The 23,086-nt window shown below is 71.7% G+C and carries 22 protein-coding genes and 1 pseudogene; 12 read left to right on the top strand and 11 right to left on the bottom strand.

The window, feature by feature from the left end; all coding sequences use genetic code 11:
• Nucleotides 1–6 precede the first annotated feature (6 nt).
• The 4 genes from GLX30_RS14520 (at nucleotide 7) to GLX30_RS14505 (ending at nucleotide 5,709) form a co-directional block, all read left to right on the top strand.
• Nucleotides 7–1,533, top strand: a complete 1,527-nt coding sequence (locus tag GLX30_RS14520; RefSeq protein WP_159688323.1) for a GMC oxidoreductase — start codon at nucleotides 7–9, stop codon at nucleotides 1,531–1,533.
• Complete coding sequence (locus GLX30_RS14515) at nucleotides 1,533–2,588, top strand: glycine betaine/L-proline ABC transporter ATP-binding protein (RefSeq protein ID WP_159688320.1); 1,056 nt, start codon at nucleotides 1,533–1,535, stop codon at nucleotides 2,586–2,588. The genes GLX30_RS14520 and GLX30_RS14515 overlap by 1 nt, the downstream gene beginning before the upstream one ends.
• A 169-nt stretch (nucleotides 2,589–2,757) precedes the next feature.
• Nucleotides 2,758–4,671 carry an ABC transporter permease subunit gene (locus GLX30_RS14510; RefSeq protein ID WP_244258456.1) on the top strand — a complete coding sequence of 638 codons (1,914 nt, stop codon included), beginning with the start codon at nucleotides 2,758–2,760 and terminating at the stop codon, nucleotides 4,669–4,671.
• Between the two features lie 75 nt (nucleotides 4,672–4,746).
• Nucleotides 4,747–5,709: an ABC transporter substrate-binding protein gene (locus tag GLX30_RS14505; RefSeq protein WP_159688315.1), complete on the top strand. Its 963-nt coding sequence runs from the start codon at nucleotides 4,747–4,749 to the stop codon at nucleotides 5,707–5,709.
• A 78-nt stretch (nucleotides 5,710–5,787) separates the two neighbouring features.
• On the opposite strand, the gene GLX30_RS14500 is transcribed toward GLX30_RS14505, so the two are convergent.
• From GLX30_RS14500 to GLX30_RS14490, 3 genes and pseudogenes are all read right to left on the bottom strand, one after another.
• On the bottom strand, nucleotides 5,788–6,120 hold the full coding sequence (locus GLX30_RS14500) for a hypothetical protein (RefSeq protein WP_159688314.1): 333 nt from the start codon (nucleotides 6,118–6,120) through the stop codon (nucleotides 5,788–5,790).
• 85 nt (nucleotides 6,121–6,205) lie between these two features.
• Nucleotides 6,206–6,913: pseudogene (locus tag GLX30_RS14495) on the bottom strand (isocitrate lyase/phosphoenolpyruvate mutase family protein); the annotation flags it as partial.
• A 10-nt stretch (nucleotides 6,914–6,923) separates the two neighbouring features.
• Nucleotides 6,924–7,421, bottom strand: a complete 498-nt coding sequence (locus GLX30_RS14490; protein WP_159688312.1) for a carboxymuconolactone decarboxylase family protein — start codon at nucleotides 7,419–7,421, stop codon at nucleotides 6,924–6,926.
• 47 nt (nucleotides 7,422–7,468) lie between these two features.
• Here GLX30_RS14490 and GLX30_RS14485 point away from each other — a divergent pair, with 47 nt between their 5' ends.
• Nucleotides 7,469–8,875, top strand: a complete 1,407-nt coding sequence (locus GLX30_RS14485) for a PLP-dependent aminotransferase family protein (RefSeq protein WP_159688311.1) — start codon at nucleotides 7,469–7,471, stop codon at nucleotides 8,873–8,875.
• 229 nt (nucleotides 8,876–9,104) lie between these two features.
• Here GLX30_RS14485 and rocD read toward each other — a convergent pair whose 3' ends face one another.
• Nucleotides 9,105–10,340: an ornithine--oxo-acid transaminase gene (gene rocD / locus GLX30_RS14480; protein ID WP_159688309.1), complete on the bottom strand. Its 1,236-nt coding sequence runs from the start codon at nucleotides 10,338–10,340 to the stop codon at nucleotides 9,105–9,107.
• A 265-nt stretch (nucleotides 10,341–10,605) separates the two neighbouring features.
• Here rocD and glyA point away from each other — a divergent pair, with 265 nt between their 5' ends.
• Nucleotides 10,606–11,874 (top strand): serine hydroxymethyltransferase, encoded by a 1,269-nt coding sequence (gene glyA / locus GLX30_RS14475; RefSeq protein WP_159688307.1) that lies wholly within the window; start codon nucleotides 10,606–10,608, stop codon nucleotides 11,872–11,874.
• Between the two features lie 80 nt (nucleotides 11,875–11,954).
• On the opposite strand, the gene GLX30_RS14470 is transcribed toward glyA, so the two are convergent.
• The 3 genes from GLX30_RS14470 to GLX30_RS14460 form a co-directional block, all read right to left on the bottom strand.
• Entirely contained in the window at nucleotides 11,955–12,674 is a 720-nt protein-coding gene (locus tag GLX30_RS14470; protein ID WP_244258151.1) for a hypothetical protein, read from the bottom strand.
• Between the two features lie 197 nt (nucleotides 12,675–12,871).
• The gene (locus GLX30_RS36195) at nucleotides 12,872–13,390 is read right to left on the bottom strand and encodes a hypothetical protein (protein ID WP_347879746.1); all 519 of its coding nucleotides are present in this window, start codon (nucleotides 13,388–13,390) and stop codon (nucleotides 12,872–12,874) included.
• 477 nt (nucleotides 13,391–13,867) lie between these two features.
• The gene (locus GLX30_RS14460; RefSeq protein ID WP_244258150.1) at nucleotides 13,868–14,542 is read right to left on the bottom strand and encodes a sigma-70 family RNA polymerase sigma factor; all 675 of its coding nucleotides are present in this window, start codon (nucleotides 14,540–14,542) and stop codon (nucleotides 13,868–13,870) included.
• On the opposite strand from GLX30_RS14460, the gene trpS reads away from it, so the two are divergent.
• From trpS to GLX30_RS14445, 3 genes are all read left to right on the top strand, one after another.
• Entirely contained in the window at nucleotides 14,541–15,554 is a 1,014-nt protein-coding gene (gene trpS / locus GLX30_RS14455; protein WP_159688304.1) for a tryptophan--tRNA ligase, read from the top strand. The two genes, GLX30_RS14460 and trpS, sit on opposite strands and share 2 nt — an antisense overlap.
• Nucleotides 15,555–15,671: 117 nt before the next feature.
• Nucleotides 15,672–16,253 carry a 2'-5' RNA ligase family protein gene (locus GLX30_RS14450; RefSeq protein ID WP_159688301.1) on the top strand — a complete coding sequence of 194 codons (582 nt, stop codon included), beginning with the start codon at nucleotides 15,672–15,674 and terminating at the stop codon, nucleotides 16,251–16,253.
• 88 nt (nucleotides 16,254–16,341) lie between these two features.
• Entirely contained in the window at nucleotides 16,342–17,262 is a 921-nt protein-coding gene (locus GLX30_RS14445; RefSeq protein ID WP_159688298.1) for a YihY/virulence factor BrkB family protein, read from the top strand.
• Here GLX30_RS14445 and GLX30_RS14440 read toward each other — a convergent pair.
• Nucleotides 17,210–18,397, bottom strand: a complete 1,188-nt coding sequence (locus GLX30_RS14440; protein WP_347879805.1) for a D-alanyl-D-alanine carboxypeptidase — start codon at nucleotides 18,395–18,397, stop codon at nucleotides 17,210–17,212. The genes GLX30_RS14445 and GLX30_RS14440 overlap by 53 nt on opposite strands.
• A gap of 190 nt (nucleotides 18,398–18,587) precedes the next feature.
• Here GLX30_RS14440 and GLX30_RS14435 point away from each other — a divergent pair, with 190 nt between their 5' ends.
• The gene (locus GLX30_RS14435) at nucleotides 18,588–18,848 is read left to right on the top strand and encodes a hypothetical protein (RefSeq protein WP_159688293.1); all 261 of its coding nucleotides are present in this window, start codon (nucleotides 18,588–18,590) and stop codon (nucleotides 18,846–18,848) included.
• Nucleotides 18,848–20,347: a metallophosphoesterase gene (locus tag GLX30_RS14430; protein ID WP_208545423.1), complete on the top strand. Its 1,500-nt coding sequence runs from the start codon at nucleotides 18,848–18,850 to the stop codon at nucleotides 20,345–20,347. Before GLX30_RS14435 ends, GLX30_RS14430 begins: the two co-directional genes overlap by 1 nt.
• A gap of 22 nt (nucleotides 20,348–20,369) precedes the next feature.
• Here the strand turns inward: GLX30_RS14430 and GLX30_RS14425 are convergent, their stop codons facing one another.
• Genes GLX30_RS14425 through GLX30_RS14415 form a run of 3 tightly spaced genes read right to left on the bottom strand, consistent with a single transcriptional unit; the run spans nucleotide 20,370 to nucleotide 21,957 of the window.
• Nucleotides 20,370–21,092 (bottom strand): TetR family transcriptional regulator, encoded by a 723-nt coding sequence (locus GLX30_RS14425; protein WP_159688290.1) that lies wholly within the window; start codon nucleotides 21,090–21,092, stop codon nucleotides 20,370–20,372.
• An 11-nt stretch (nucleotides 21,093–21,103) separates the two neighbouring features.
• Nucleotides 21,104–21,508 carry a DCC1-like thiol-disulfide oxidoreductase family protein gene (locus tag GLX30_RS14420; RefSeq protein ID WP_159688287.1) on the bottom strand — a complete coding sequence of 135 codons (405 nt, stop codon included), beginning with the start codon at nucleotides 21,506–21,508 and terminating at the stop codon, nucleotides 21,104–21,106.
• A gap of 5 nt (nucleotides 21,509–21,513) precedes the next feature.
• Nucleotides 21,514–21,957 (bottom strand): hypothetical protein, encoded by a 444-nt coding sequence (locus GLX30_RS14415; RefSeq protein ID WP_159688285.1) that lies wholly within the window; start codon nucleotides 21,955–21,957, stop codon nucleotides 21,514–21,516.
• 125 nt (nucleotides 21,958–22,082) lie between these two features.
• Here GLX30_RS14415 and GLX30_RS14410 point away from each other — a divergent pair, with 125 nt between their 5' ends.
• Nucleotides 22,083–22,916 carry an alpha/beta fold hydrolase gene (locus GLX30_RS14410; RefSeq protein WP_159688282.1) on the top strand — a complete coding sequence of 278 codons (834 nt, stop codon included), beginning with the start codon at nucleotides 22,083–22,085 and terminating at the stop codon, nucleotides 22,914–22,916.
• The last annotated feature ends 170 nt before the right edge of the window (nucleotides 22,917–23,086 follow it).

Raw genomic sequence — 23,086 nt, 5'->3', positions numbered from 1 at the left:
CACACCATGACCGACCACATGCACGAGTACGACTATGTCGTCGTCGGCGGCGGCACCGCCGGTTCGGTGATCGCCTCCCGGCTCACCGAGGACCCCGGCGTGACCGTCGCCGTCATCGAGGGCGGCCCGAGCGACGTCGACCGCGACGACGTGCTGACCCTGCGGCGCTGGATGGGCCTGCTCGGCGGTGAGCTCGACTACGACTACCCGACCACCGAACAGCCCCGCGGCAACTCGCACATCCGCCACAGCCGCGCCCGCGTGCTCGGCGGCTGCTCCTCCCACAACACCCTCATCGCCTTCAAGCCGCTGCCGTCCGACTGGGACGAGTGGGCCGGGGCCGGTGCGGAGGGCTGGGACGCCGCGGCCATGGAGCCGTACTTCCACAAACTGCGCAACAACATCGTCCCCGTCGACGAGGCCGACCGGAACGCCATCGCCCGCGACTTCGTCGACGCCGCGCGGACCGCTCTCGACGTGCCGCGTATCGAGAGCTTCAACGAGAAGCCCTTCCACGAGGGCGTCGGCTTCTTCGACCTCGCCTACCACCCCGAGAACAACAAGCGCTCGTCGGCGTCCGTCGCCTATCTGCATCCCTTCCTCGACCGGCCGAACCTGCACATCGCGCTGGAGACCTGGGCGTACCGGCTGGAGCTGGACGGCACGCGTGCCACCGGGGTGCACGTACGCGCCAAGGACGGCGAGGAGCGGACCGTACGGGCCCGCCGCGAGGTGCTCGTCTGCGCGGGGGCCGTCGACACGCCCCGGCTGCTGATGCACTCCGGCATCGGGCCGCGCGCCGACCTGGAAAGGCTCGGCATACCCGTGGTCCACGACCTGCCGGGCGTAGGGGAGAACCTGCTCGACCACCCCGAGTCGGTCATCGTCTGGGAGACCCACGGGCCCATCCCGGAGAACTCCGCCATGGACAGTGACGCCGGGCTGTTCCTACGGCGGGACCCCGCGTCCGCGGGCCCCGACCTGATGTTCCACTTCTACCAGATCCCCTTCACCGACAACCCGGAGCGCCTCGGCTACGAACGCCCCGCGCACGGCGTGTCGATGACTCCCAACATCCCCAAGCCCCGCAGCCGCGGCCGCCTCTACCTGACCAGCGCCGACCCCGAGGTCAAACCCGCCCTCGATTTCCGGTACTTCACCGACGAGGACGACTACGACGGCCGCACCCTCGTCGACGGCATCCGGATCGCGCGGGAGATCGCGCAGCAGGAGCCGCTGGCCGGCTGGCTGAAGCGGGAGGTCTGTCCGGGTCCCGCGGTCACCTCCGACGAGGAGATCAGCGAATACGCGCGCAAGGTCGCGCACACCGTCTACCACCCCGCCGGCACCTGCCGGATGGGTGCGGCCGACGACGAACTCGCCGTCGTCGGCCCCGATCTGAGGATCCGCGGCCTCGCCGGCGTCCGGATCGCCGACGCGTCCGTCTTCCCGACGATGACGGCCGTCAACCCGATGATCACCGTCTTGATGGTCGGGGAGAAATGCGCGGACCTGCTGGGAGGTAATGCCTGATGAGTACGCCGCCGACACCTGTGTTCTCCGTACGCGACCTGTGGAAGGTCTTCGGCCCGAAGGCAGGCCGGGTGCCCGCCGACCCCGAGCTGGGCGCCCTCGACGCCGCCGGCCTGCGGGAGCGCACCGGCTGCACCGCCGCCGTGCGTGACGTCTCCTTCGACGTCCGCAAGGGTGAGGTCTTCGTCGTCATGGGCCTGTCCGGCTCCGGCAAGTCGACGCTGGTGCGCTGCCTCACCCGGCTGATCGAGCCGACGTCCGGCGCCATCTCCATCGACGGTGAGGACGTCATGTCGATGGACGCCGGACGACTGCGCGAACTGCGCCGCCACCGCGCGTCCATGGTGTTCCAGCACTTCGGGCTGCTGCCCCATCGCTCCGTGCTCGACAACGTCGCCTACGGTCTCGAGATCCAGGGCGTCGGCCGCGCGGAACGCCGGGCACGGGCCGCCGAGTTCGTCACCAAGGTCGGCCTCGAGGGCATGGAGTCCCGCCGTCCCGGCCAGCTGTCCGGCGGCCAGCAGCAGCGCGTCGGACTGGCCCGGGCGCTGGCGGTCGACCCCGAGGTCCTGCTGTTCGACGAGCCGTTCAGCGCGCTGGACCCGCTGATCCGCCGCGACATGCAGGAGGAGGTCGTGCGGCTGCACCGCGAGGAGGGCCGCACCATGGTCTTCATCACGCACGACCTGAGCGAGGCCCTCAAGATCGGTGACCGGATCGCGCTGATGCGCGACGGCCGGATCGTGCAACTCGGCACCCCCGAGGAGATCGTCGGCGAACCGGCCGACGAGTACGTGCGCGACTTCGTCCGTGATGTGCCGCGCGAACAGGTCATGACCGTGCGCACGGCCATGCGGCCCGCCACGGCGTCGGAAGCGGAGACCGGGCCGGCGCTCGCCCCGGGGGCGACGGTCTTCGAGGCCATCGAGGCCGTCGCCCGTACCGGCGAGACCGCGCGCGTCGTCGAGGACGGCAGGTGCCTGGGGGTGGTGGACCACGCGGCGCTGCTCGGCGTGGTCGCCGGCGTACCCGGCGGCAAGGCGGTGGCCGCATGACACGCGCAGCGCATACGCGCCACCACCGGGCAGCGCAGGGGCGGTGGACGCGATGACCGCCGCCGTCACCACTCCCGCTTCCGACAAGGCTCCCGACGAGGCGCCCGAGAAGGTGAAGGCGCCCGGAAAGGCCGGCCGTCCCGCTGCCGGGCGGTCCTTCCAGGACCTCATGCGTCACCCCGTGAAGGGCAAGCTGCTGGTCATCGCCGCGCTCGCGGCCGTACTCGTACCGCTTTCGGCGGTCGTGTGGGGCAGCGGCCCGTGGCCCGGCGCGCTGAGCGTCGACATCTCCGGTCCGCTCGACGACGCCAACACGTGGGTCATCGACAACCGGGACAGCCACCCCCTGTTCCTCTACTTCCTGCTGCACCTGTCCAACACCGCCACCGATGCCGTCAGCGGCGTCTACACCGTGCTCGACGCGATGGGCTGGACCGGTGTGTTCGCCGCCGGCGTGCTGTTCGCCTGGCGCGCGGCCGGGCTCGGACGCGGCGGCGTCAAGGTCGCGGCGACGGCCTTCGGGGCGTTCGCCGTGTGCGGGCTGCTCGGCATGTGGGACGCCACCCTGCTCACCATCGCCCTGATGGTGGTGGCGGTGACCTGCGCCGCGCTGCTGGGCGTGCTCATCGGCCTGGCCGCAGGGCTCTCCGACCGGGTCGACCGGCTGCTGCGGCCGTTGCTCGACACCATGCAGGTGCTGCCCGCCTTCGCCTACCTGCTGCCGTTCGTGCTGGTCTTCGGCACCGGCACGCCCGCCGCCCTGTTCTGCACCGTCATCTACGCGGCCCCGCCGATGGCACGCCTGACCACGCTCGGACTCCGCGGCGCCGACCCCGCGGTGCTCGAGGCGGTCACGTCGCTCGGCGCGAGCCCGTGGCAGCGGCTGCGCACGGCCCGGCTGCCGCTGGCCCGCAAGCAGATGCTCCTGGGCCTCAACCAGACGATCATGATGGCGCTCTCGATGGTCGTCATCGCCGCGCTCGTCGGCGCGGGCGGCCTCGGCGAGGAGGTCTACTCGGCCCTGTCCACCGTGGACGTGGGCAAGGCGCTCGCCGCCGGCATCCCCATCGTGCTGATCGCCGTCTGGCTCGACCGTACGACCGCGGCCGCCGGCGACCGCATCGGCCGGAGCACACCCGGTGGCGGCCTGCTGCACGGCCGCTCCGCCTGGGCGCTGGCAGGCGGCGGCGTCGTCGCGGCCGTGCTGCTGCGCTTCGTGGCCGGCACGGCGTGGCCGGAGGGCTGGACGTTCGCCATCTCCACGCCCGTCAACAAGGCCCAGGTCTGGATCACCGAGAACCTGTCGTCCGGCATCCCGGTGCTCGGCGGCACGGAGACATGGTCGGAGCACTTCACCCTGTGGGTCCTCAACCCCATGCGGGACGGTCTGACCGCGCTGCCGTGGTGGGCGGTGCTGCTGCTCGTCGCCGCCCTGGCCTGGCTCGTCGGTACCTGGATGACGGCCCTCACCGCCACGCTCGCCATGGCCGCGATCGGCGTGCTCGGCGTGTGGACGAAGTCCCTCGACACGCTCTCGCAGGTGCTCGCGGCGCTCGTCGTCACCCTCGTCCTCGGCGTGCTCGCGGGCATCGTCTGCGCCCGTGCGGGACGACTGGAACGCTGGCTGCGGCCGGTGCTCGACGCCATGCAGACGATGCCGCAGTTCGTCTACCTCATTCCGGTGGTCGCCCTCTTCGGAGTCGCCCGCGTCTCCGCGATCGTCGCGGCCGTCGTGTACGCGCTGCCCGCGGTGGTCCGCATCACCGCCCAGGGCCTGCGCGAGGTCGACCCCGCGGCGCTGGAGGCGTCCAGGTCGCTCGGCGCGTCCACCCGGCAGCAACTCCTCCGGGTCCAGCTGCCGCTCGCCCGCCCCGCGCTCCAGCTCGCCGTCAACCAGGGGGTCGTGCTGGTCCTTGCCGTGGTCGTCGTCGGTGCGCTCGTCGGCGGCGGGGCCCTCGGCTACGACGTCGTCAAGGGCCTGTCCCGCGGCGAGATGGGTCTCGGAATGACGGCCGGAGTGGCGATCGTCTGCCTCGGTCTCGTACTGGACCGGATCACCCAACCGGCCCGCAAACGCGGCTGAACGGCCGTGCGCCGCACCCCGGCGCCTCCGCCCCCCGTACCACTCACGTCCCTCACTCACAGCAGGAGCACCGCCATGAACCGCACCAGAACCCTTCGCACCGCCGCCGGCGCCGCCGCCCTCGGCGTCCTCTCCCTGAGCGCGTGCAGCGCCGCGGAGACCGGCAAGAGCCAGGAAGCGGCCGGCGGCGAGAAGACCGTGAAGCTGACCGTCCCCTCCTGGGTCGGCGCGCAGGCCAACACGGCCGTCGCGTCCTACATCCTGGAGGAGGAGCTCGGCTACAAGGTCAAGACCCAGCAGATGGGTGAAGTGCTCGCCTGGGACGCCCTCTCCAAGGGCGACATCGACGCGATCATGGAGGACTGGGGTCACCCCAAGGAAGAGAAGCAGTACGTCGAGGACCGTAAGACCGTCGTGAAGGGCGGTGACCTCGGTGTCGAAGGCCACATCGGCTGGTTCGTGCCGAAGTACTTCGCCGACAAGCACCCCGACGTGACGGACTGGAAGAACCTCGACAAGTACGCCAAGGAGTTCGCCACCGCGGAGAGCGGCGGCAAGGGTGAGCTCCTCGAGGGGTCGCCCGACTACGTCACCAACGACGACGCGATCATCAAGAACCTCGGGCTGAACCTGAAGACCAACTACGCGGGTTCCGAGGCGGCGCAGATCACGGCGATCCAGAAGAACGTGAAGGCGAAGAAGCCCTTCCTGACGTACTGGTGGACCCCGCAGTGGCTGAACGCACAGGTCGACCTCGTCGAGGTGAAGCTGCCCGAGTACAAGGAGGGCTGCGACGCCGACCCGAAGAAGATCGCCTGCGCCTACCCGAACACACCGCTGCAGAAGTTCCTCAACGCGGACTTCGCCGAGAACGGTGGCGAGGCGGCCGAGTTCCTGAAGAACTTCAAGTGGACGACCGAGCAGCAGAACGAGGTCGCGAAGATGATCGCCGGGGAGAAGATGAGCCCCGAGGCCGCCGCCGAGAAGTGGGTCAAGGCCAACGAGGCGACCTGGAAGCAGTGGCTGCCGAAGAAGTGACACCTGCGGCCCCGCCCGCACGGGCGGGCCGCGTCCGGTGCCCCGTCGGCCCGACGGCCGGCGGGGCACCGCGCATCCTCACCCGCCGCGGCGCACCGACTCCGCGGACTTCGCCGGCTGTACCGCCGACAGAAGACTGAGGCCCGGAGCGGCCTCGCGCAGCGCCTTGATCGCCTCGACCGAGTCCGCCGGGCCCCGCACCCCCGCCGCGTCCATGCGCTGCCTGACCCAGCGGGCCCGCAGCTCCTCGTCCGTCGCCGCGGACGCCTCCGCGACGACGGCCAAGGCGCGCTCCAGCCCCGCCCGTTCCTCCGGTGCTGCCTGCTCCCGAGCGGTGTGGAGAGCGGCCTCGACGCGGTCCGCGTCGCGCAGCACCACCACCGACAGTTCCCTCTTCGTGAGTCCGAGCATGAAGTGATCGTCTCCCGGGACCGGCCAGGGCCAACCGGAGTTGAGCGTCTTCAGAGCTTGGCCGGACCCCCCCGTACAACTCGCGCGCGATGTCCGCCACCACCGCCTGCGTCCGCCGGTGCAGACCGGGGCCGAAGGTGATCCGGGTCGCCCCCAGCCGGCCGAGCTCGGCCAGCGGCGGGTCCGACACGGGCGCGGAGACGTTGATCGGTGCGTCGGTGGCAGCACGCAGCAGCGGCAGCCGCGCGGACGGCACGGTGATCGGGTAGACGCAGTCCGCGCCCGCCTCGACGTACAGCCGGATGCGGTCCACGGCCTGCCCGGGATTGCTCACCCCGCGCAGGAACGTGTCGACGCGGGCGTTCACGAACAGCTCGTCACCCGCCTCCGCACGGACCTCGGACAGCCAGTCGGCGTGCGCCCGCGGATCCATCAGCCGCTTCGTCGAGCGGTCCGTGTCCTCCAGGTTGCAGCCGACCGCGCCCGCCTCCAGCAGCCGTGCCACCAGTTCCTTCGGCGGCAGGCCGTAGCCGTCCTCGACATCGGCGCTCACGGGGACGTCGACCGCCCGTGCGATACGGGCGACGGCCGCGAACATCTCGTCCGCGGGCGCCTCGCCGTCCTCGTGGCCGAGGGACGCCGAGACGCCCGCGCTCGGCGTCGCCAGCGCGGGGAAGCCCGCGTCGGCGAAGGCCCGGGCGCTCGCCGCGTCCCACGGTCCGGGCAGCACGAGCGGGTCTCCGGCCTCCCGGCCGTGGTGAAGGGCGCGGAACGCCCCCGCTGTCGCGGTCATCGAGACTCCGTCAGTGCTTCAGCGAGCCGGGCGTGTAATGGCCGGGAACCAGGCGGGAGGTCACGCCGAAGCGGTTCCAGGCGTTGATGACCGTGACGGCCGCGACGAGATGGGCCAGTTCGGTCTCCTCGAAGTGCTCGGCGGCCTTCTCGAAGACCTCGTCGGGCACGAAACCGTCGGTGAGCACGGTGACCGCCTCCGTCAGCTCGATCGCCGCGATCTCCTTCTCCGTGTAGAAGTGCCGCGACTCCTCCCAGGCGCTGAGCTGCACGATCCGTTCCACCGATTCGCCGGCGGCGAGCGCGTCCTTGCTGTGCATGTCGAGGCAGAACGCGCAGTGGTTGATCTGCGAGGCACGGATCTTCACCAGCTCCAGCAGCACCGGGTCGAGGTGCCGGCGGGACGCCTGGTCGAGTTTGACCATGGCCTTGTAGACGTCGGGAGCCAGCTCCATCATGGCCAGGCGGGGGGTGTGCTCGGGGGCGTTGATCTCGTTCGCGGTCGTCATGGGTTCGACCGTAGGGGGCCGGTGGCACACCGGTATGGTCCATTTCCATGACGGATTCCTGGTCCACTTCCGGTACGGACCTCCACCTCGAGGTACGCGGGCCGAAGCTGCGGCAGGGCCTGACGGACGCGTTGCGGGAGGCGGCCCGCACGGGCCGGCTCGCCCCGGGGACCCGGCTGCCGTCGTCCCGCTCGCTCGCCGCCGACCTGGGGATCGCCCGCAACACGGTCGCGGACGCCTACGCGGAACTGGTCGCGGAAGGCTGGCTCACCGCACGGCAGGGATCCGGCACCCGGGTGGCCCGCCGCTCCGAGCCCCGCAGGACCGCACCCGGCACGGCGAGGACCCGCCCGGCCCGCGGCCGGCCCGCCTACAACCTGCTCCCCGGCAGTCCCGACCTGGCCTCCTTCCCCCGCGCGGAGTGGCTCAAGGCGGCCCGCCGGGCGCTGGACGCCGCTCCCCACGAGGCCTTCGGTTACGGAGATGCGCGCGGACGCGTCGAGTTGCGGACCGTGCTGGCGGACTACCTGGCCCGCGCCAGGGGCGTGCACGCCGACCCCGAACGCATCGTGATCTGCTCCGGCTTCGTGCACGGGCTCATGCTGATGGGCAAGGTCCTGCGGCAGCGCCGGGTCAGGGAGGTGGCGGTCGAGTCGTACGGACTCGACGAACACCGCGACGTGCTGACCGAGGCGGGACTGCGCATCCCGGCCCTGCCCTTCGACGAACTGGGCACGGACCCCGCAGGGTTGGGCGAGGGCGGGCTGCGGGGCGTCGGAGCGGTGCTGATGACGCCCGCCCACCAGTTCCCCGTCGGGATGCCGCTGCACCCGGACCGGCGGACCGCGGCCGTCGACTGGGCCCGTAGGACGGGTGGCCTGATCCTCGAGGACGACTACGACGGGGAGTTCCGCTACGACCGCCGGCCCGTCGGCGCGCTCCAGGGCCTCGACCCGGAGCGTGTCGTCCACATGGGTACGGCGAGCAAGTCCCTGGCCCCCGGACTGCGGCTGGCGTGGATGGTGCTGCCCCAGAGCCTGGTCGGGGAGGTGCTCGCGGCCAAGGGCGGCGTGGAGTGGACGTCGAGCTCGCTCGACCAGCTCACCCTGGCCGAGTTCATCGCTTCCGGCGCCTACGACCGGCATGTACGGGGCATGCGGCTGCGTTACCGGCGACGCCGCGACCATCTGGTGCGGCAGCTGGCGGAGCACGCCCCCGGAGTCCGGGTGAGCGGAATCGCCGCCGGGCTGCACGCGGTCCTCGAACTGCCGCCCGGAACCGAGCAGTCCGCCGTGCGGGCCGCGGCCTGGCACGGTCTGGCCGTCGAGCCCATGGGCCGCTTCCGGCACGTGGACGCCCCACCGCGTGGCGACGCGCTCGTCGTCGGCTACGCAACCCCGCCGGACAGCGCGTGGTCGGGCGCGCTGGACGCGCTGTGCCGTTCGCTGGCGTAGGCATCGTTGCTGGCGTAGGCATCGTTCCGACCGGAAACGTCCCGGTCCCGCGTACGCAAGGGCCGGGCCGGGCAGACACGAGACGGCGCGGCCCGGACCCGACACGAGACGGCGCGGCCCGGGCCCTCCGGCACAACCGTCACCCCGGCCGGTCACGTCGCCGGCACGGTCGGCCCGGCACCCCCGGCCGGTCAGGTCCTGGCCCGGCCTGCCCGGCACCACAGGCCGGTCAGGTCGTCGGTGCCGACGCGTGTGCGGATCGGTCCGTCAGTACCGCCCGGAACTGGGCAAGGCCCCAGTCCAGGTCCTCCTCGCTGATCACCAGCGGCGGAGCGATCCGGATCGTGGCGCCCTGGGTCTCCTTCACCAGCACACCGCGGTCCATCAGCCTCTCCGAGACCTCCCGGCCGGTGCCACGGTCCGGCGCGATGTCCACACCGGCCCACAGCCCGCGTCCCCGTACGGCCGTCACCGCGCCGTCGGCGGCCAGCCGGCCCAGCTCCCGGTGGAGACGCTCACCCAGCTCGGTGGCCCGCCGCTGGAACTCGCCGGTGCGCAGCATCGCCATCACCTCCAGCGCGACGGCGCACGCCAGCGGGTTCCCGCCGAACGTCGAACCGTGCTCACCCGGCCGGTGGACGCCCAGCACCTCCGCCGAGGAAACGACCGCGGACACCGGAACCACACCGCCGCCCAGCGCCTTGCCGAGCACGTACATGTCCGGCACCACGCCCTCGTGCTCGCACGCGAACGTCGTGCCCGTGCGGCCCAGGCCGGACTGGATCTCGTCCGCGACGAACAGCACGTTCCGCTCGCGGGTGAGCGCGCGGACGCCCGGCAGATACCCGGCCGGTGGCACCAGCACCCCGGCCTCGCCCTGGATCGGTTCCAGCAGCACGGCCACCGTGTTCTCCGTGACCGCCGCTTCCATGGCGGTCAGGTCCCCGTACGGGACGATCTCGAACCCCGGTGTGTAGGGCCCGTGGTCGGCCCGCGCCACCGGATCGGTCGAGAAACTGATCAGCGTGGTCGTCCGGCCGTGGAAGTTGTTCGCCGCCACCACGATCTTGGCCATGTTGTCGGGCACCCGCTTCACCCGGTACCCCCACTTGCGGGCGGTCTTGACGGCCGTCTCCACCGCCTCCGCACCGGTGTTCATCGGCAGGACCGTCTCCATCCCGCACAGCTCCGCGAGCTGCGCGCAGAACTCCCCGAACCGGTCGTGATGGAAGGCGCGCGAGGTCAGCGTGACCCGTTCCAGCTGCGCCTTCGCCGCCTCGACGAGCCGGCGGTTGGAGTGCCCGAAGTTGAGGGCCGAATATCCCGCGAGCAGGTCGAGGAAGCGGCGTCCCTCGACATCCGTCATCCAGGCGCCGTCCGCCGAGGCGATGACGACCGGCAGCGGGTGGTAGTTGTGCGCGCTGTGCGCCTCCGCGGCGGCGAGGGCGGATGTCGAGCTCGGCACGGGGCCTCCGATCGTCGGGACGGACCTCCGGCGCCGGCGCGGCCGGCGCTCTCCTCCATCGTCGCTCTCCGGCCGCGGCTCGCAGTGTGGACGACACCGCGCGCCGGCTCGGCGGGCCGCTAGTGTGGGCGGCACGCGCGGTGACTGGCGTACGGGGAAACGACCCCGAGGAAGCCGCGCGCGGGCTTTCGCACGAGGTGTCGCCCCGCCTGGGCACCCCGGGAACACGACCGACGACCACGGATCGCCCCGGAGGACCATTCCCATGACCCTTCCCCTCTCCCATCCCGCCCTCTCCACGACCGACCCGGAGCTCGCCGCTCTCGTGGGCGCGGAGGAGCAGCTCCAGTCCGAGACGCTGCGGCTCATCCCGAGTGAGAACTACGTCTCCCGGGCTGTGCTCGAGGCCTCCGGCACGGTCCTGCAGAACAAGTACAGCGAGGGCTACGCCGGCCGCCGGTACTACGAGGGCCAGCAGAACATCGACCAGGTCGAGCGGCTCGCCGTCGCCCGCGCCAAGTCGCTCTTCGGCGTCGAGCACGCCAACGTCCAGCCGTACTCGGGCTCGCCCGCCAACCTCGCCGTGTATCTCGCCTTCGCCGAGCCCGGCGACACCGTGATGGGCATGGCCCTGCCCATGGGCGGCCACCTCACCCACGGCTGGGGCGTCTCCGCCACCGGGAAGTGGTTCCGCGGCGTCCAGTACGGCGTACGCCAGGACACCGGCCTCATCGACTTCGACGAGGTGCGCGAGCTCGCCCTCAAGGAACGGCCCAAGGTCATCTTCTGCGGCGGCACGGCGCTTCCGCGCACCATCGACTTCGCCGCCTTCGCGGAGATCGCCCGGGAGGCCGGCGCCGTACTCGTCGCCGACGTCGCGCACATCGCAGGTCTCATCGCGGGCGGCGCCCACCCCTCGCCCGTGCCGTATGTCGACGTCGTGTCCACCACCACCCACAAGACGCTCCGCGGACCGCGCGGCGCGATGCTGATGTCCCGTGAGGAACACGCCAAGGCCATCGACAAGGCCGTGTTCCCCGGGCTCCAGGGCGGTCCGCACAACCAGACCACCGCCGCCATCGCCGTCGCCCTCCACGAGGCCGCTCAGCCCTCCTTCCGCGACTACGCCGCCCAGGTCGTCGCCAACGCCAAGGCACTCGCCGAGGCGCTGCTCACCCGTGGTTTCGACCTGGTGTCCGGCGGGACCGACAACCACCTGATCCTGATGGACCTCACGTCCAAGGACGTCCCCGGCAAGGTGGCGGCCAAGGCGCTCGACCGGGCCGGGATCGTCGTCAACTACAACACCGTCCCTTACGACCCGAGGAAGCCGTTCGACCCGTCCGGCATCCGCATCGGCACGCCGTCCCTTACCTCCCGGGGCCTCGGCACGGAGCACATGGCCGCCGTCGCCGCGTGGATCGACCGGGGTGTCACCGCTGCCGGCAAGGGCGACGAGGACGAGCTCGCCGCGATCCGCGCCGAGGTGGCCGACCTGATGGCCGCGCACCCGGCACCGGGCCTCCCGGCCTGAGCCGGCAGGACCGCGGTTCTGCGCCGGCCCGGGCCGACGAGGCCCGGTCCGGCCGCCCGCCCGGCAGCGTCGCCGCGCCCCTAGGGAGCGTCCAGCAGTTCCTGGCGCGGGCCCGCGTCGCCGGTGCCACGGCGGAACGGGAAGGCCGGCAGCAGCCGACGGAGGAGAAGAGCGAGGCCCGCGCCGGCCGCCAGGCCCGGTATCGACCACCACCAGCCGGTCGTGGGGGTCGACGCCGCCGTCGGCCGGAGCCGGTCCGCCGCCGCCGAGGTGACGGCCGAGCCGGCCGAGGCTTCCTCCGTCGCGCCGGCGTCCTGCTCCCACGGTGCCGGGTATCCCGCGGCCCCGGCCCCGGACGGCGACTTCTCACCCATCAGCCCCAGCTCGCCCAGCAGCTCGACCAGCTCCCCGGGCCGCTGCGCCGTGTGCCAGGTCCCCTGCTCCTCGCCGCTCTCCGTCGAGGTGTGTATCCACACGGTGTCGCGGTCGTCGCCCGGATACACCCGGTCGACCCGCCAGGGATCCACGTCGTGGACCATCCACGTCACCGTGATCTGCCGTGTCCCCACCGCCATGTCGAGGGACGGCGGCCGCTCCTTCGTGCCGTCGGAACCGGTCGGCCCCAGCAAGTCGGTCAGCGTCCCGTACTCCTGGTCGGAGTAGTACAGCGAGGCCGTCTCGCCGCTCTCCGGAGAGGTGAGGAGCACGCTCGTCGGCCCGCCTGCCGCGGCCACGGGCGCGAACACCCACGTCAGCGCGAGCAGGACCGTCAGTGCGCCAACTCGTCGTAGCAGTCGCATACTTCCCCCAGCCGACGCGCGGCACGGACCGTCCGCACCCGCGTCACCTCTGGTACACCGCCCGACCACTTCAGGTTCCGCCCCCGGCGGCGGAAATCCTTGACGGATCTCGCGGTCTCACAGGTTGCGCGGCCACAGGGCCACCGGTTCACCGAACCACCCGTTCCGCGGCGCTCGCGAGCCGTGCCGACCGGCCGTCACAGGGCCGACTCGGCGATCTCCTCCGCACGCCGCACCGACGCCACACCCTCCAGCCGCAGCGTGGTCACGGCGTCGGCCGTCGTCCACAGCAGCGTGGGCCCCGCCGTCCGCTCGGCCTGTACCCAGTCGTCGCCGTGGGCGTCGGTCATCATGAAGCGCAACCGGTGCGGTTCGGAGAACCACAGTCCGGTCGACTTCGGAGTACCCGTCCCCGTCCCGTCGTCGCCCAGCATCAGCCACTGGGGCATCAGCCTGGCCTGCTTGGCGAAGCCGATGTCCAGCCGCGCCGGGAACTCGTCCAGCCGGACCGTCCTGCCGTCCTCGCGCCAGCACAGGCTCACCACCGAGCGCCCCTCCGGCCCCACCGCCACCGACACCGCCTCCGGGGCGCCCAGCGCGTCGGGCACCCGGGGTGTGAACCCGGCCTGTCGGTCCGCCTCCGCGAGCCCGACCGGATCCTGGCACCAGGGCACGGCCGCGGCCTTCGACGGCCGCACGGTGGGGTCGTGGTGCACCTCGACCCCCCGAAGCCGAACCAGTCGGCGACAGCCGCCCGCACGGGCGGGGTCAGCACGAGGACGACCAGCACTCCGGACAGGCCCACCGACAGGGCGCGCCACCGGCGGCGCAGCCACCGCACCGCCCGCCGCCTTCGGGCAACGGCCGGGGCCCAGGGTCCGCTCAGCGCCACCACCTCCGGCGTGGCAGGCGTCGCGGCCGACTCGGTGAGGAGCTGGGCCAGGACCCGTTCCGCCATGGTCTCGCCGTCCACGTCCGGGATGCGGATACCGCGCCCCAGCCCGCGCAGCTCCTCCACCAGCTCCTCGTGCCCGCCGTGCGCCGGCCCGGGCTGCTCGCGGCCGTCGTGGTGCCCCTCGCGCCTTTCAGGCCGTCCCTCGTGGCGCTCCCGCTCGTCGTGCGCCGGCGCCCGCCGCGCCTCCTCGCGGTCCTCGCCGGCACCCGTGCCCTGCTCCTCGCGCCCTTCGGCCCCGTCAGCCATGCCCCTCACCTCCCTCACCCCTCATCAGCTGCCCCAGCCGGGCCAGCGCGCGGTTCAGCCGGGACTTGACCGTGCCCCGCGGGCAGCCGATCGCCTCCGCCGTCTCCGCCTCGTCCATCTCCAGCAGATAGCGGTAGGTGACGACCTGTCGCTGCTCCTCGGTGAGCGCGGCCAGCGCCGTGAGCAGCACCCCGCGGCGCTCCCGCGCGACGGCGGCCAGCGCCGGATCCGCCGACTCGGGTATCAGCGGCTCGGGTCCCATCAGCAGGGCCTCCCGGCCGGCGACCGCCCGCAGCCGCACCACCGAACGCACCGTGTTCCTCGTCTCATTGGCGACGATCCGGAGCAGCCACGGCCGGAACGCCGCCCCGTCCCGGAAGCGCCCCAGCGCCTGATACGCCTTGAGGAACGCGCTCTGTACCACGTCCTCCGCGTCCGCGCCCGCTCCGAAGGCCACCGCCGCCCGCAGCGCGACCGCCGTGTGCGCGCGGACCAGCTCCGCGTACGCCTCCGGCTCTCCGGCGCGCACGCGGGCGATCACCGCGCCCTCGGCATCGACGAGGCGGCCCCCCTCCGGACCCCGCTCGAGGGTCCCCTCCCGCGTCCTCACACCATTGATACACCGGCGGCCGGAGATCGGTTCCGCACCTGAGAGAATGGTGTACATGGCCTCATCCCGACCCCGCGCGCTCTCCGGTATCCAGCCCACCGCCGGTTCGTTCCACCTCGGGAACTACCTCGGCGCCATCCGCCAGTACGTCGCGCTGCAAGAGACCCACGACGCCTTCTACATGGTCGTGGACCTGCATGCGATCACCGTGCCGCAGGACCCGGCAGAGCTGCGTGCGAACACGCGGCTCGCCGCCGCCCAGCTGCTCGCGGCCGGTCTCGACCCGGAGCGCTGCACCCTGTTCGTGCAGAGCCATGTTCCCGAGCACGCCCAGCTCGGGTGGGTCATGAACTGCCTCACGGGCTTCGGTGAGGCCTCGCGCATGACGCAGTTCAAGGACAAGTCGGCCCGGCACGGCGCCGACCGTGCCACCGTCGGTCTCTTCACCTACCCGATCCTCCAGGTCGCGGACATCCTGCTGTACCAGGCGGACGCGGTGCCGGTCGGCGAGGACCAGCGCCAGCACGTCGAGCTCACCCGCGACCTCGCGGAGCGCTTCAACGGCCGCTTCGGCCGGACGTTCACGGTGCCCGCGCCGTACATCGTCAAGGAGGTCGCCAAGATCTACGACCTCCAGGACCCGACGATCAAGATGAGCAAGTCGGCCTCCACGCCCAAGGGCCTGATCAACCTGCTCGACGAGCCGAAGACCACGGCGAAGAAGGTCAGGAGCGCCGTCACGGACACCGACACGGTGATCCGCTTCGACGCCGAGGAGAAGCCGGGCGTGAGCAACCTGCTCACGATCTACTCCACTCTCACGGGTACGGCGATCGCCGATCTGGAGCAGAAGTACGAGGGCAAGGGCTACGGTGCGCTCAAGACGGACCTGGCCGAGGTGATGGTCGACTTCGTCACACCGTTCCGGACCCGTACGCAGGAATACCTGGACGACACGGAGACGCTGGACTCGATCCTGGCCAAGGGCGCGGAGAAGGCCCGTGCGGTCGCGGCGGAGACGCTGGCCGACACGTACGACAAGTTGGGATTCGTCCCCGCCAAGCACTGAGCCGGAAAGAGTCGGAGGACCTGTGTCCAAGGACTCTGGCCACAGCGAGGGTGCAGCCGCCACACTGGCGGCTGCACACCCTCTCACCGATCCGTACCGAGGACTGAGGAGAACGACGTGGGGACCGTAACGCTCGGCGTTTCGATCGCGGTCCCGGAGCCCTACGGCAGCCTGCTCCAGGAGCGGCGCGCGGGCTTCGGTGATCCCGCCGCGCACGGCATTCCGACTCACGTCACCCTGCTGCCGCCCACCGAGGTCGACTCGTCGCTGCTGCCCGCGGTGGAGGAGCACCTCGCGTCCGTCGCCGCCGCCGGCCGGCCCTTCACAATGCGGCTGTCCGGCACCGGCACGTTCCGTCCGCTGTCGCCCGTGGTCTTCGTCCAGGTCGTCGAGGGCGGCTCCGCCTGCACCTGGCTGCAGAAGCGGGTGCGGGACGCGTCCGGGCCGCTGGTACGCGAACTGCAGTTCCCCTATCACCCTCACGTCACGGTGGCGCACGGCATCTCCGAGGAGGCGATGGACCGGGCGTACGAGGAGCTGTCCGAGTACGGCGCCGAGTGGACCTGCGCCTCCTTCGCGCTCTACGAGCAGGGGGCGGACGCCGTGTGGCGCAAGCTCAGCACCTTCGCCTTCGGTGGCGGCATCTCAGGGGTGCCCCCGCAGGGCGCACCGATCGACGACCACGTCACCACACTCTGACCTCGCGTCCCGGTCACCGCGCGTAGCGTTCGACGCCGCCCCGGCGTGCCGCGCGCCTGCGAGGTGTCACGGCGGGTAGGCGTAGCGCATGGACTGGCTGATCAAGCTTCCCGTCGTGGGCCCGATCGCGCAGCGGCTGATGCGTACCCATGCCTGGCGGTCGTACGAGACGCTCGACCGGGTCCACTGGACGCGTCTGGCCGCCGCGATCACCTTCCTCAGTTTCCTGGCGCTCTTCCCGCTGATCACCGTCGCCGCGGCGATCGTCGCCGCCGCGCTCGACCAGCAGGCGCTGGACAAGCTCGACGACAAGATTGCCGAACAGGTGCCGGGTATCTCCGACCAGCTCGACATCCAGGCGCTGGTGGCCAACGCGGGCACCGTGGGGGTCGTGGCCGGCGCGCTGCTGTTGCTGACCGGTGTCGGCTGGGTCGGCTCGATGCGGGAGTGCCTGCGGGCCGTGTGGGAGCTCGACGACGAGGACGAGGGCAACCCCGTGGTCCGGAAGATCAAGGACGTGGGGGTGCTCGCCGGTCTCGGCGGCACCGGCCTCGCCTCGTTCGCGGCCTCCGCGCTCGGTTCCATGACCGTCGGCCGGACCGCCGAGCTGGTCGGTCTCGACGAGGGCGGCGTCGGCGGGGTGCTGCTGAAGATCGCCGCCGTCGCGGTCGGTGTGCTCGCGAACTTCCTGATCCTGCTCTACGTGCTGACGCTGCTGCCCGGGGTCCAGCCGCCGCGCCGTCGCCTGTTCGTGGCAGCGTTGATCGGCGCGATCGGCTTCGAACTGCTCAAGCTGCTGCTCGGCGGCTACATCAGCGGCGTCGCCTCGAGGAGCATGTACGGCGCGTTCGGCGTGCCGATCGCCCTGCTTCTGTGGATCAACTTCACCGCCAAGCTGCTGCTGTTCTGCGCCGCTTGGACGGCGACGCAGAGCAAGGAGGAGCCCGCCCGGTCCGCTACGGACGCGGTTCGCGACGCACCCGGTCCGGCAGCGGCCACCGGCGCTTGAGCAGGAACATCGCGGCTCCGAGACCTGCCAGCACGGCGCCGGCGACGCTCAGCGCGACACCGATTCCGCTCGAGCCGGTCTGCGAGGCGGCGACCGGGTCGGCGGCCTCGTCCTTGTCCCCGCCGTTCTTGACGAGCTCCGGGTCGGGGGACGTCGCGGGCTCCGCCGACTTCGGCGGGACCAGTTCGCCCACCGGCCGCACCTTGCCGGCCGCCGCGAAGCCCCAGTCGAGGAGTCTGCCCGCCTCTTTGTAGACGGCCTGGCTCTCGCCCGAGTCCGGGTTCATGACGGTGACGAGCAGAACCTTGCCGTTGCGTTCCGCGACACCGGTGAAGGTCGAGCCTGCGTGCGTGGTGGACCCGTTCTTCACACCCGCGATGCCCTTGTACGGGCTGATGCCGCTCGCCCCGGTGAGCAGCCGGTTGGTGTTCTGGATCTTGAAGGTACCGCGCTTCTTGCCCTTCTTCTGCTCGCCGGGGAAGTCGGCGCTCACCGTCGAGCAGTACTCGCGGAAGTCCTTCTTCTGCATACCGCTGCGGGCGATCAGCGTGAGGTCGTAGGCGGACGACACCTGGCCGGGGGCGTCGTAGCCGTCGGGGGAGACGACCTTGGTGTCGAGGGCCTGGAGCTCTTCCGCGTGTGCCTGCATGTCCGCGACGGTGCGGCGGACACCGCCGTTCATCGCCGACAGGACATGGACGGCGTCGTTGCCGGAACGCAGGAAGACGCCGAGCCACATGTCGTGGACCGAGTAGGTGTGGTTCTCCTTGATCCCGACGAGGCTGCTGCCGGCGCCGACGCCCGCGAGCTCCGCGGGGGCGACCTTGTGGACGGTGGTCTTCGGCAGCCGTGGCAGCAGCGTGTCCGCGAAGAGCATCTTCATGGTCGAGGCAGGGGGCAGCCGCCAGTGCGCGTTGTGCGAGGCGAGCACCTCGCCGCTCTCGGCGTCCGCGACGATCCAGGACCGGCCGCTGACGTCCTTGGGGAGGACGGGCGCGCCGGGGCCGAGCCGGACCTGCGTACCCGGCTTCGCCAGCAGGGATCCGCCGACCGAGGACATGACCGCCGGCGGCTTCGGCTTCTTCCGTTCCGGATTGGTGTCCTGGGCGGCCGCGAAGGCCGGAGCAGCGGTCATCGCGGGCAGCAGCGCGGCGGCCAGGACCGTCAACGCGGTCCTTCGCGCGGTGGTTTTCAGAGCAGACACGGACGAGAACGTACAGGGCCGATATGAAAATATGGAGATCGGCCCGCTGTTCGTCCGGAACTGACGCCAGGACAGCCCACCCCGAACAACCCGGTCGGCGGACGGCCGCGATACTTGCTTCATGAAGCTCAGCCGCTCCGTCTCCTGGTTCCTGCTCGCGTTCGGGGTGTGGAGCTGGTTCATCTGGATCACTTTCGTCAAAAACCTGTGGAAGGACGGGAGCGGGCTCGCCTTCGACGACGCGGGCGACCCCACCGGCTACTTCTGGGTCCATCTGCTGCTCGCCGTTACGTCCTTTGTTCTGGGGACGGTCATCGGGGTCATCGGGTTGCGCGGCGTGCGCGCTTCGCGCCGTGAGCGCGGTCAGGGAACGGGGAACTGATGGTGGCGGCAGTCGTCGTGCTCGTGATCATTCTGGTCGTCTCCCTGCTCGCCGGGGTGCACTGGTACGTGTGGCGGCGGCTGGTCCGCGACACGACCGCTCCGGGCGGGCTCGCCCGCCGCCTCGGTACGGCGGCGATCTGGGTGCTGCCGGTGCTGTCCTTCGCCGCCCTCACCTCGGGGCGCGTCGGGGCGCCTTTCTGGCTGGAGCGGGTCCTGGCCTGGCCGGGCTACCTCTGGCTGGCGGTACTGCTCTACCTGGTCCTGGCGCTGCTGGCCGGCGAGGCGATACGCCCCGTGCTGCGCAGGGTGCTCGACCGCCGTGACCGGGCTGCCGCGGGCGGCCGGGACGAGGACGGCGAGCCCTCGAAGCCCTCCGGCGCCACGGCCGCGTCCGCAGCCGCGGACCCGGCAGGCACAACGCAGGCGTCTGGTGCGGCGGGGGACCGGCGGCGTCCGGCCGGTGCCGCCCTGGGAGGGACGGCGGAGGACGCCGGGGCCGATCACGGCCAGGCTGCCGCGGTCGCCGTCGACAGCACCCCCGCGGCGCAGCAGCGGTCCGCCACGGGCCCAGACGCAGACACCGACGCGGAAGCGGACACCGGCGCCGACGGCCCGGCGGCACCCGGCGGGGCCACGGACGCCACCGCCGGTGCCGGCCCCGCCGCCGGCGTGTCGCGGCGGCTGTTCGTGTCCCGCGTCGTGGGCGGCGCAGCCGCCACCGCCGCGCTCGGCACCGTCGGGTACGGCACGTACGGTGTGCTCCGGGGCCCGCGCGTCAAGCGGGTGACCGTTCCGCTGGCGAAGCTCCCTCGGGCGGCGCACGGCTTCCGTATCGCCGTCGTCAGCGACATCCACCTCGGGCCGATCCTGGGCAGGGCCCACACGCAGCGCATCGTCGACTCCATCAACGCCACCCGGCCCGACCTCGTCGCCGTCGTCGGTGATCTCGTCGACGGGTCGGTGGCCGACCTCGGGTCCGCGGCCGAGCCGCTCGCCCGGCTGCGCTCCCGCCACGGCTCCTTCTTCGTGACCGGCAACCACGAGTACTTCTCCGGCGCGGACGAGTGGGTCGACCACGTCCGGGAGCTCGGCCTGCGCCCCCTGCGCAACGAACGCGTCGAGATCGCCGGAGGCTTCGACCTGGCCGGCGTCGACGACGTGGCCGGCGAGGACGAGGGCCAGGGCCCCGACTTCGTGAAGGCACTCGGCGACCGGGACCGCGCCCGCGCCGCCGTGCTCCTCGCCCACCAGCCCGTCGTCATCCACGACGCCGTCGAGCAGGGCGTGGACCTCCAGTTGTCGGGGCACACTCACGGCGGCCAGTTGTGGCCCGGCAATTACCTGGCGGAACTGGCCAACCCCACCGTGGCCGGCCTGGAACGCTACGGCGACACCCAGTTGTACGTGACCCGGGGCGCGGGGGCCTGGGGGCCGCCGGTGCGGGTCGGGGCGTCCTCGGACATCACCGTCGTGGAGCTGGCGTCGCGTCACGCGTAGGGCGCTCCCGCCCACGGGCGGGTCAGCTCTTCTTGCGCGCGGCCACGGTCTCCGCCATGCCGGGGAGGAAGTCCGTGAACAGCTCGTGCACTTCGCGGACGAGCGGGCGCAGCACCCGGAAACGGGCCAGGGCCACACCCCGGGCGGTCAGCCGGGCACCTCGCTCTGCCAGCCGCCTGCTGCGCTCGCTCCCCTCCGAACGGTCGAAGACCCAGTACAGGACCAGTCCCATCTGGGAGAGCCACATCAACTCGGGGAGGATCTCCCGCAGCTCCTCCGCCACCTTCGACTTCGACCCGGCCAGTACCTCCCGGTGGACGTCGATGGCGGCCTCGCGGGCGTGCTCGGACTCGGGGGAGAAGGGGCTGAGCGGGCTCTCCGGGTCGGCCGCGTTCTTGAAGAACTGGGCCGCGAACTCGTGGTACGGCGCGGCGATGTCCAGCCACGCGGTCAGCACTCCCGCCATCCGCGACTCGAGGTCCGTCTCCTTGTCGAGCACGGGCCGGACCGCCGCCTGGTGCTCGGCGGCGATCCGGTCGTAGAAGCCCTGGACGAGGTGTTCCTTGGAGCCGAAGTAGTAGTAGGCGTTCCCTACCGAGACTCCGGCCTCCTTGGCGATGGCCCGCATGGTCGTCTTGTCGTAGCCGCGCTCCTGGAAGAGCCGGAGCGCGGTCTCGAGGATGAGCGTCCGGGTCTGCTCGCTCTTGGGGGCCCTCGTGTCGGCCGGGTCGTTCGCTTCAGTCACGGTGTCCGAGCCTAGTCGGGTGCCGAGCACCGGTCGTCGCAGGGAGCGGCCCCGGCCCCCGCCCCGGTCATCTCGCGGTACTTGGCCGCCGCGAGCATCGTGACGCGCACGAACGGGGCGCCGGCCGGGGTGGCGAGCCAGTGGGCCTTGGGCCGGTGCTCGGCCAGGGCCCACAGGCACACGATCCAGGCTGCCTGTCCCGAGTAGACCTGGCCGCGGTCACCGATGACGGTGATCTCGCGCATGGTGCGGGCGTGGTCGAGCTGGGGGTAGTCGCGGCGCGCCGCGACCGACCCGGCGGGCACGAACCGGAGCGGCACGAGGTGGGGCTGGCGCAGCAGCCAGCTCCGCAGATGCACGCAGAGGGAGCAGTCGGCGTCGTACAGGACGGTCAGTGCCCGGACCGCGAGGCTCATCGGTGTCACGCTCCGGCCTGGCCTGGGGCCGGCGGGGCCCACGGACCTGCCGGAGCCTGCTGCGTCCACCCCTGGGGGCCGACCGGCGGGGTCTGCCGGTCCTCCATCACTCCGCGACGCCGGATCTTGTTGAGGACGTAGACGTTGCCGAGGTGCATGACGCCGAGGACGAGCAGGACGACACCGATCTTGACCGACAGAGCCTCCAGGAGACCACGGGTCTCCTCGATCGCGTCGGCGGTCTTGAGGTAGAGCGCGACGAAGCCGAGGTTCACCAGGTAGAAGCCGACCACCAGAAGGTGGTTGACGGCCTCCGCCAGCTTCTCGTTCCCCTTGAGCACGTCGGCGAGGAATATCCGGCCGTTCTTGCTGAGGGTGCGTGCGACCCAGACGGTGAGCCCGACGCTGATCAGCAGGTAGGCGACGTACGTGACAACAGTGAGGTCCATGCCCCACCCTCCCTTGAACATGTTCAAAAGCTGGCGGTCCTGACTGTAGACCTCCTTTTGAACATGTTCAAGCGTCGTGGAAACATCTAGGCGGCCGACGGCAACGGCACCTAAGGTCAGGCGCCATGACGATCTCTTTCGACCGGACCGGCCAAGGTCCCACCGCCGTACTGCTGCACTCGGGCGTGTGCGACCGGCGGATGTGGGACTTCCAGTGGCAGTCGCTCGCGGACGCCGGCTACGACGTGGTGCGCTGCGACTTCAGGGGCTTCGGCGAAACGCCCGCGGGAACGGGCCCCTACAGCGACGCCGACGACGTCCTCGAACTCCTCGACACCCTCGGCACGGGCCGGGCCACCCTGATCGGGTCGTCCTACGGCGGTGAGGTCGCCCTGGAGCTGGCCGCGCGCAGGCCGGAGCTGGCCGCCGCGCTGGTACTGCTCTGCGCCGGGCAGCCGGGCCGGCCACCGGGCCCGCTTCTCAGGGCCTTCGGCGGGCAGGAGGACACCTTGATCGAGGCCGGTGACCTCGAGGCGGCCGTCGAACTGAACGTCTCCACCTGGCTCGGGCCCGAGGCCGACGACGCGACCCGCGAAGCCGTGCGGCGGATGCAGCGGCACGCCTTCGAGGTGCAACTGGCCGCCGAGAAGGAGATTGCCGACGCGGAGCCCGCAGAAGGCGGCGCCGACGGTGAGGAGGCCGACGGCGCCGGAGAGGCCGAGGCCGGACGTGCCCAGCCGCCCGAGCCCGATCTCTCCCGCATCGACGCGCCGTGCCTCGCTGTCTCCGGCGCGCACGACGTGGAGGACTTCCGCCGGATCGCGGCCGGTCTGCCCGCCCTGATCCCCGGTGCCCGCCACGTGGAGCTTCCCTGGGCCCAGCATCTGCCCAGCCTGGAACGGCCTGCGGAAGTCACCTCCCTCATCACCGGATTCCTCGCCGAACACGCCACCCGGTAGAGCCGCGGACCGCGGGCCCGGCGCGTACACGCCGGGTCCGCGGCGGATGCGCGCACGTCCAGGAAGCCGCCGATCGACCACCGGCTCACCGGGTCGTCATCAGCCTGTCGGAGGGGGACTCCGCACAAGCTTCGGCCGCCATGGGTGAGCCGGGAGGCGCTATGGTCGCC

Source organism: Streptomyces sp. Tu 2975 (assembly GCF_009832925.1).
In the GTDB taxonomy this organism is placed as follows: domain Bacteria; phylum Actinomycetota; class Actinomycetes; order Streptomycetales; family Streptomycetaceae; genus Streptomyces.
Note: the sequence above shows the minus strand (reverse complement) of the source record. Positions and strands in the feature narration are given on the sequence as shown.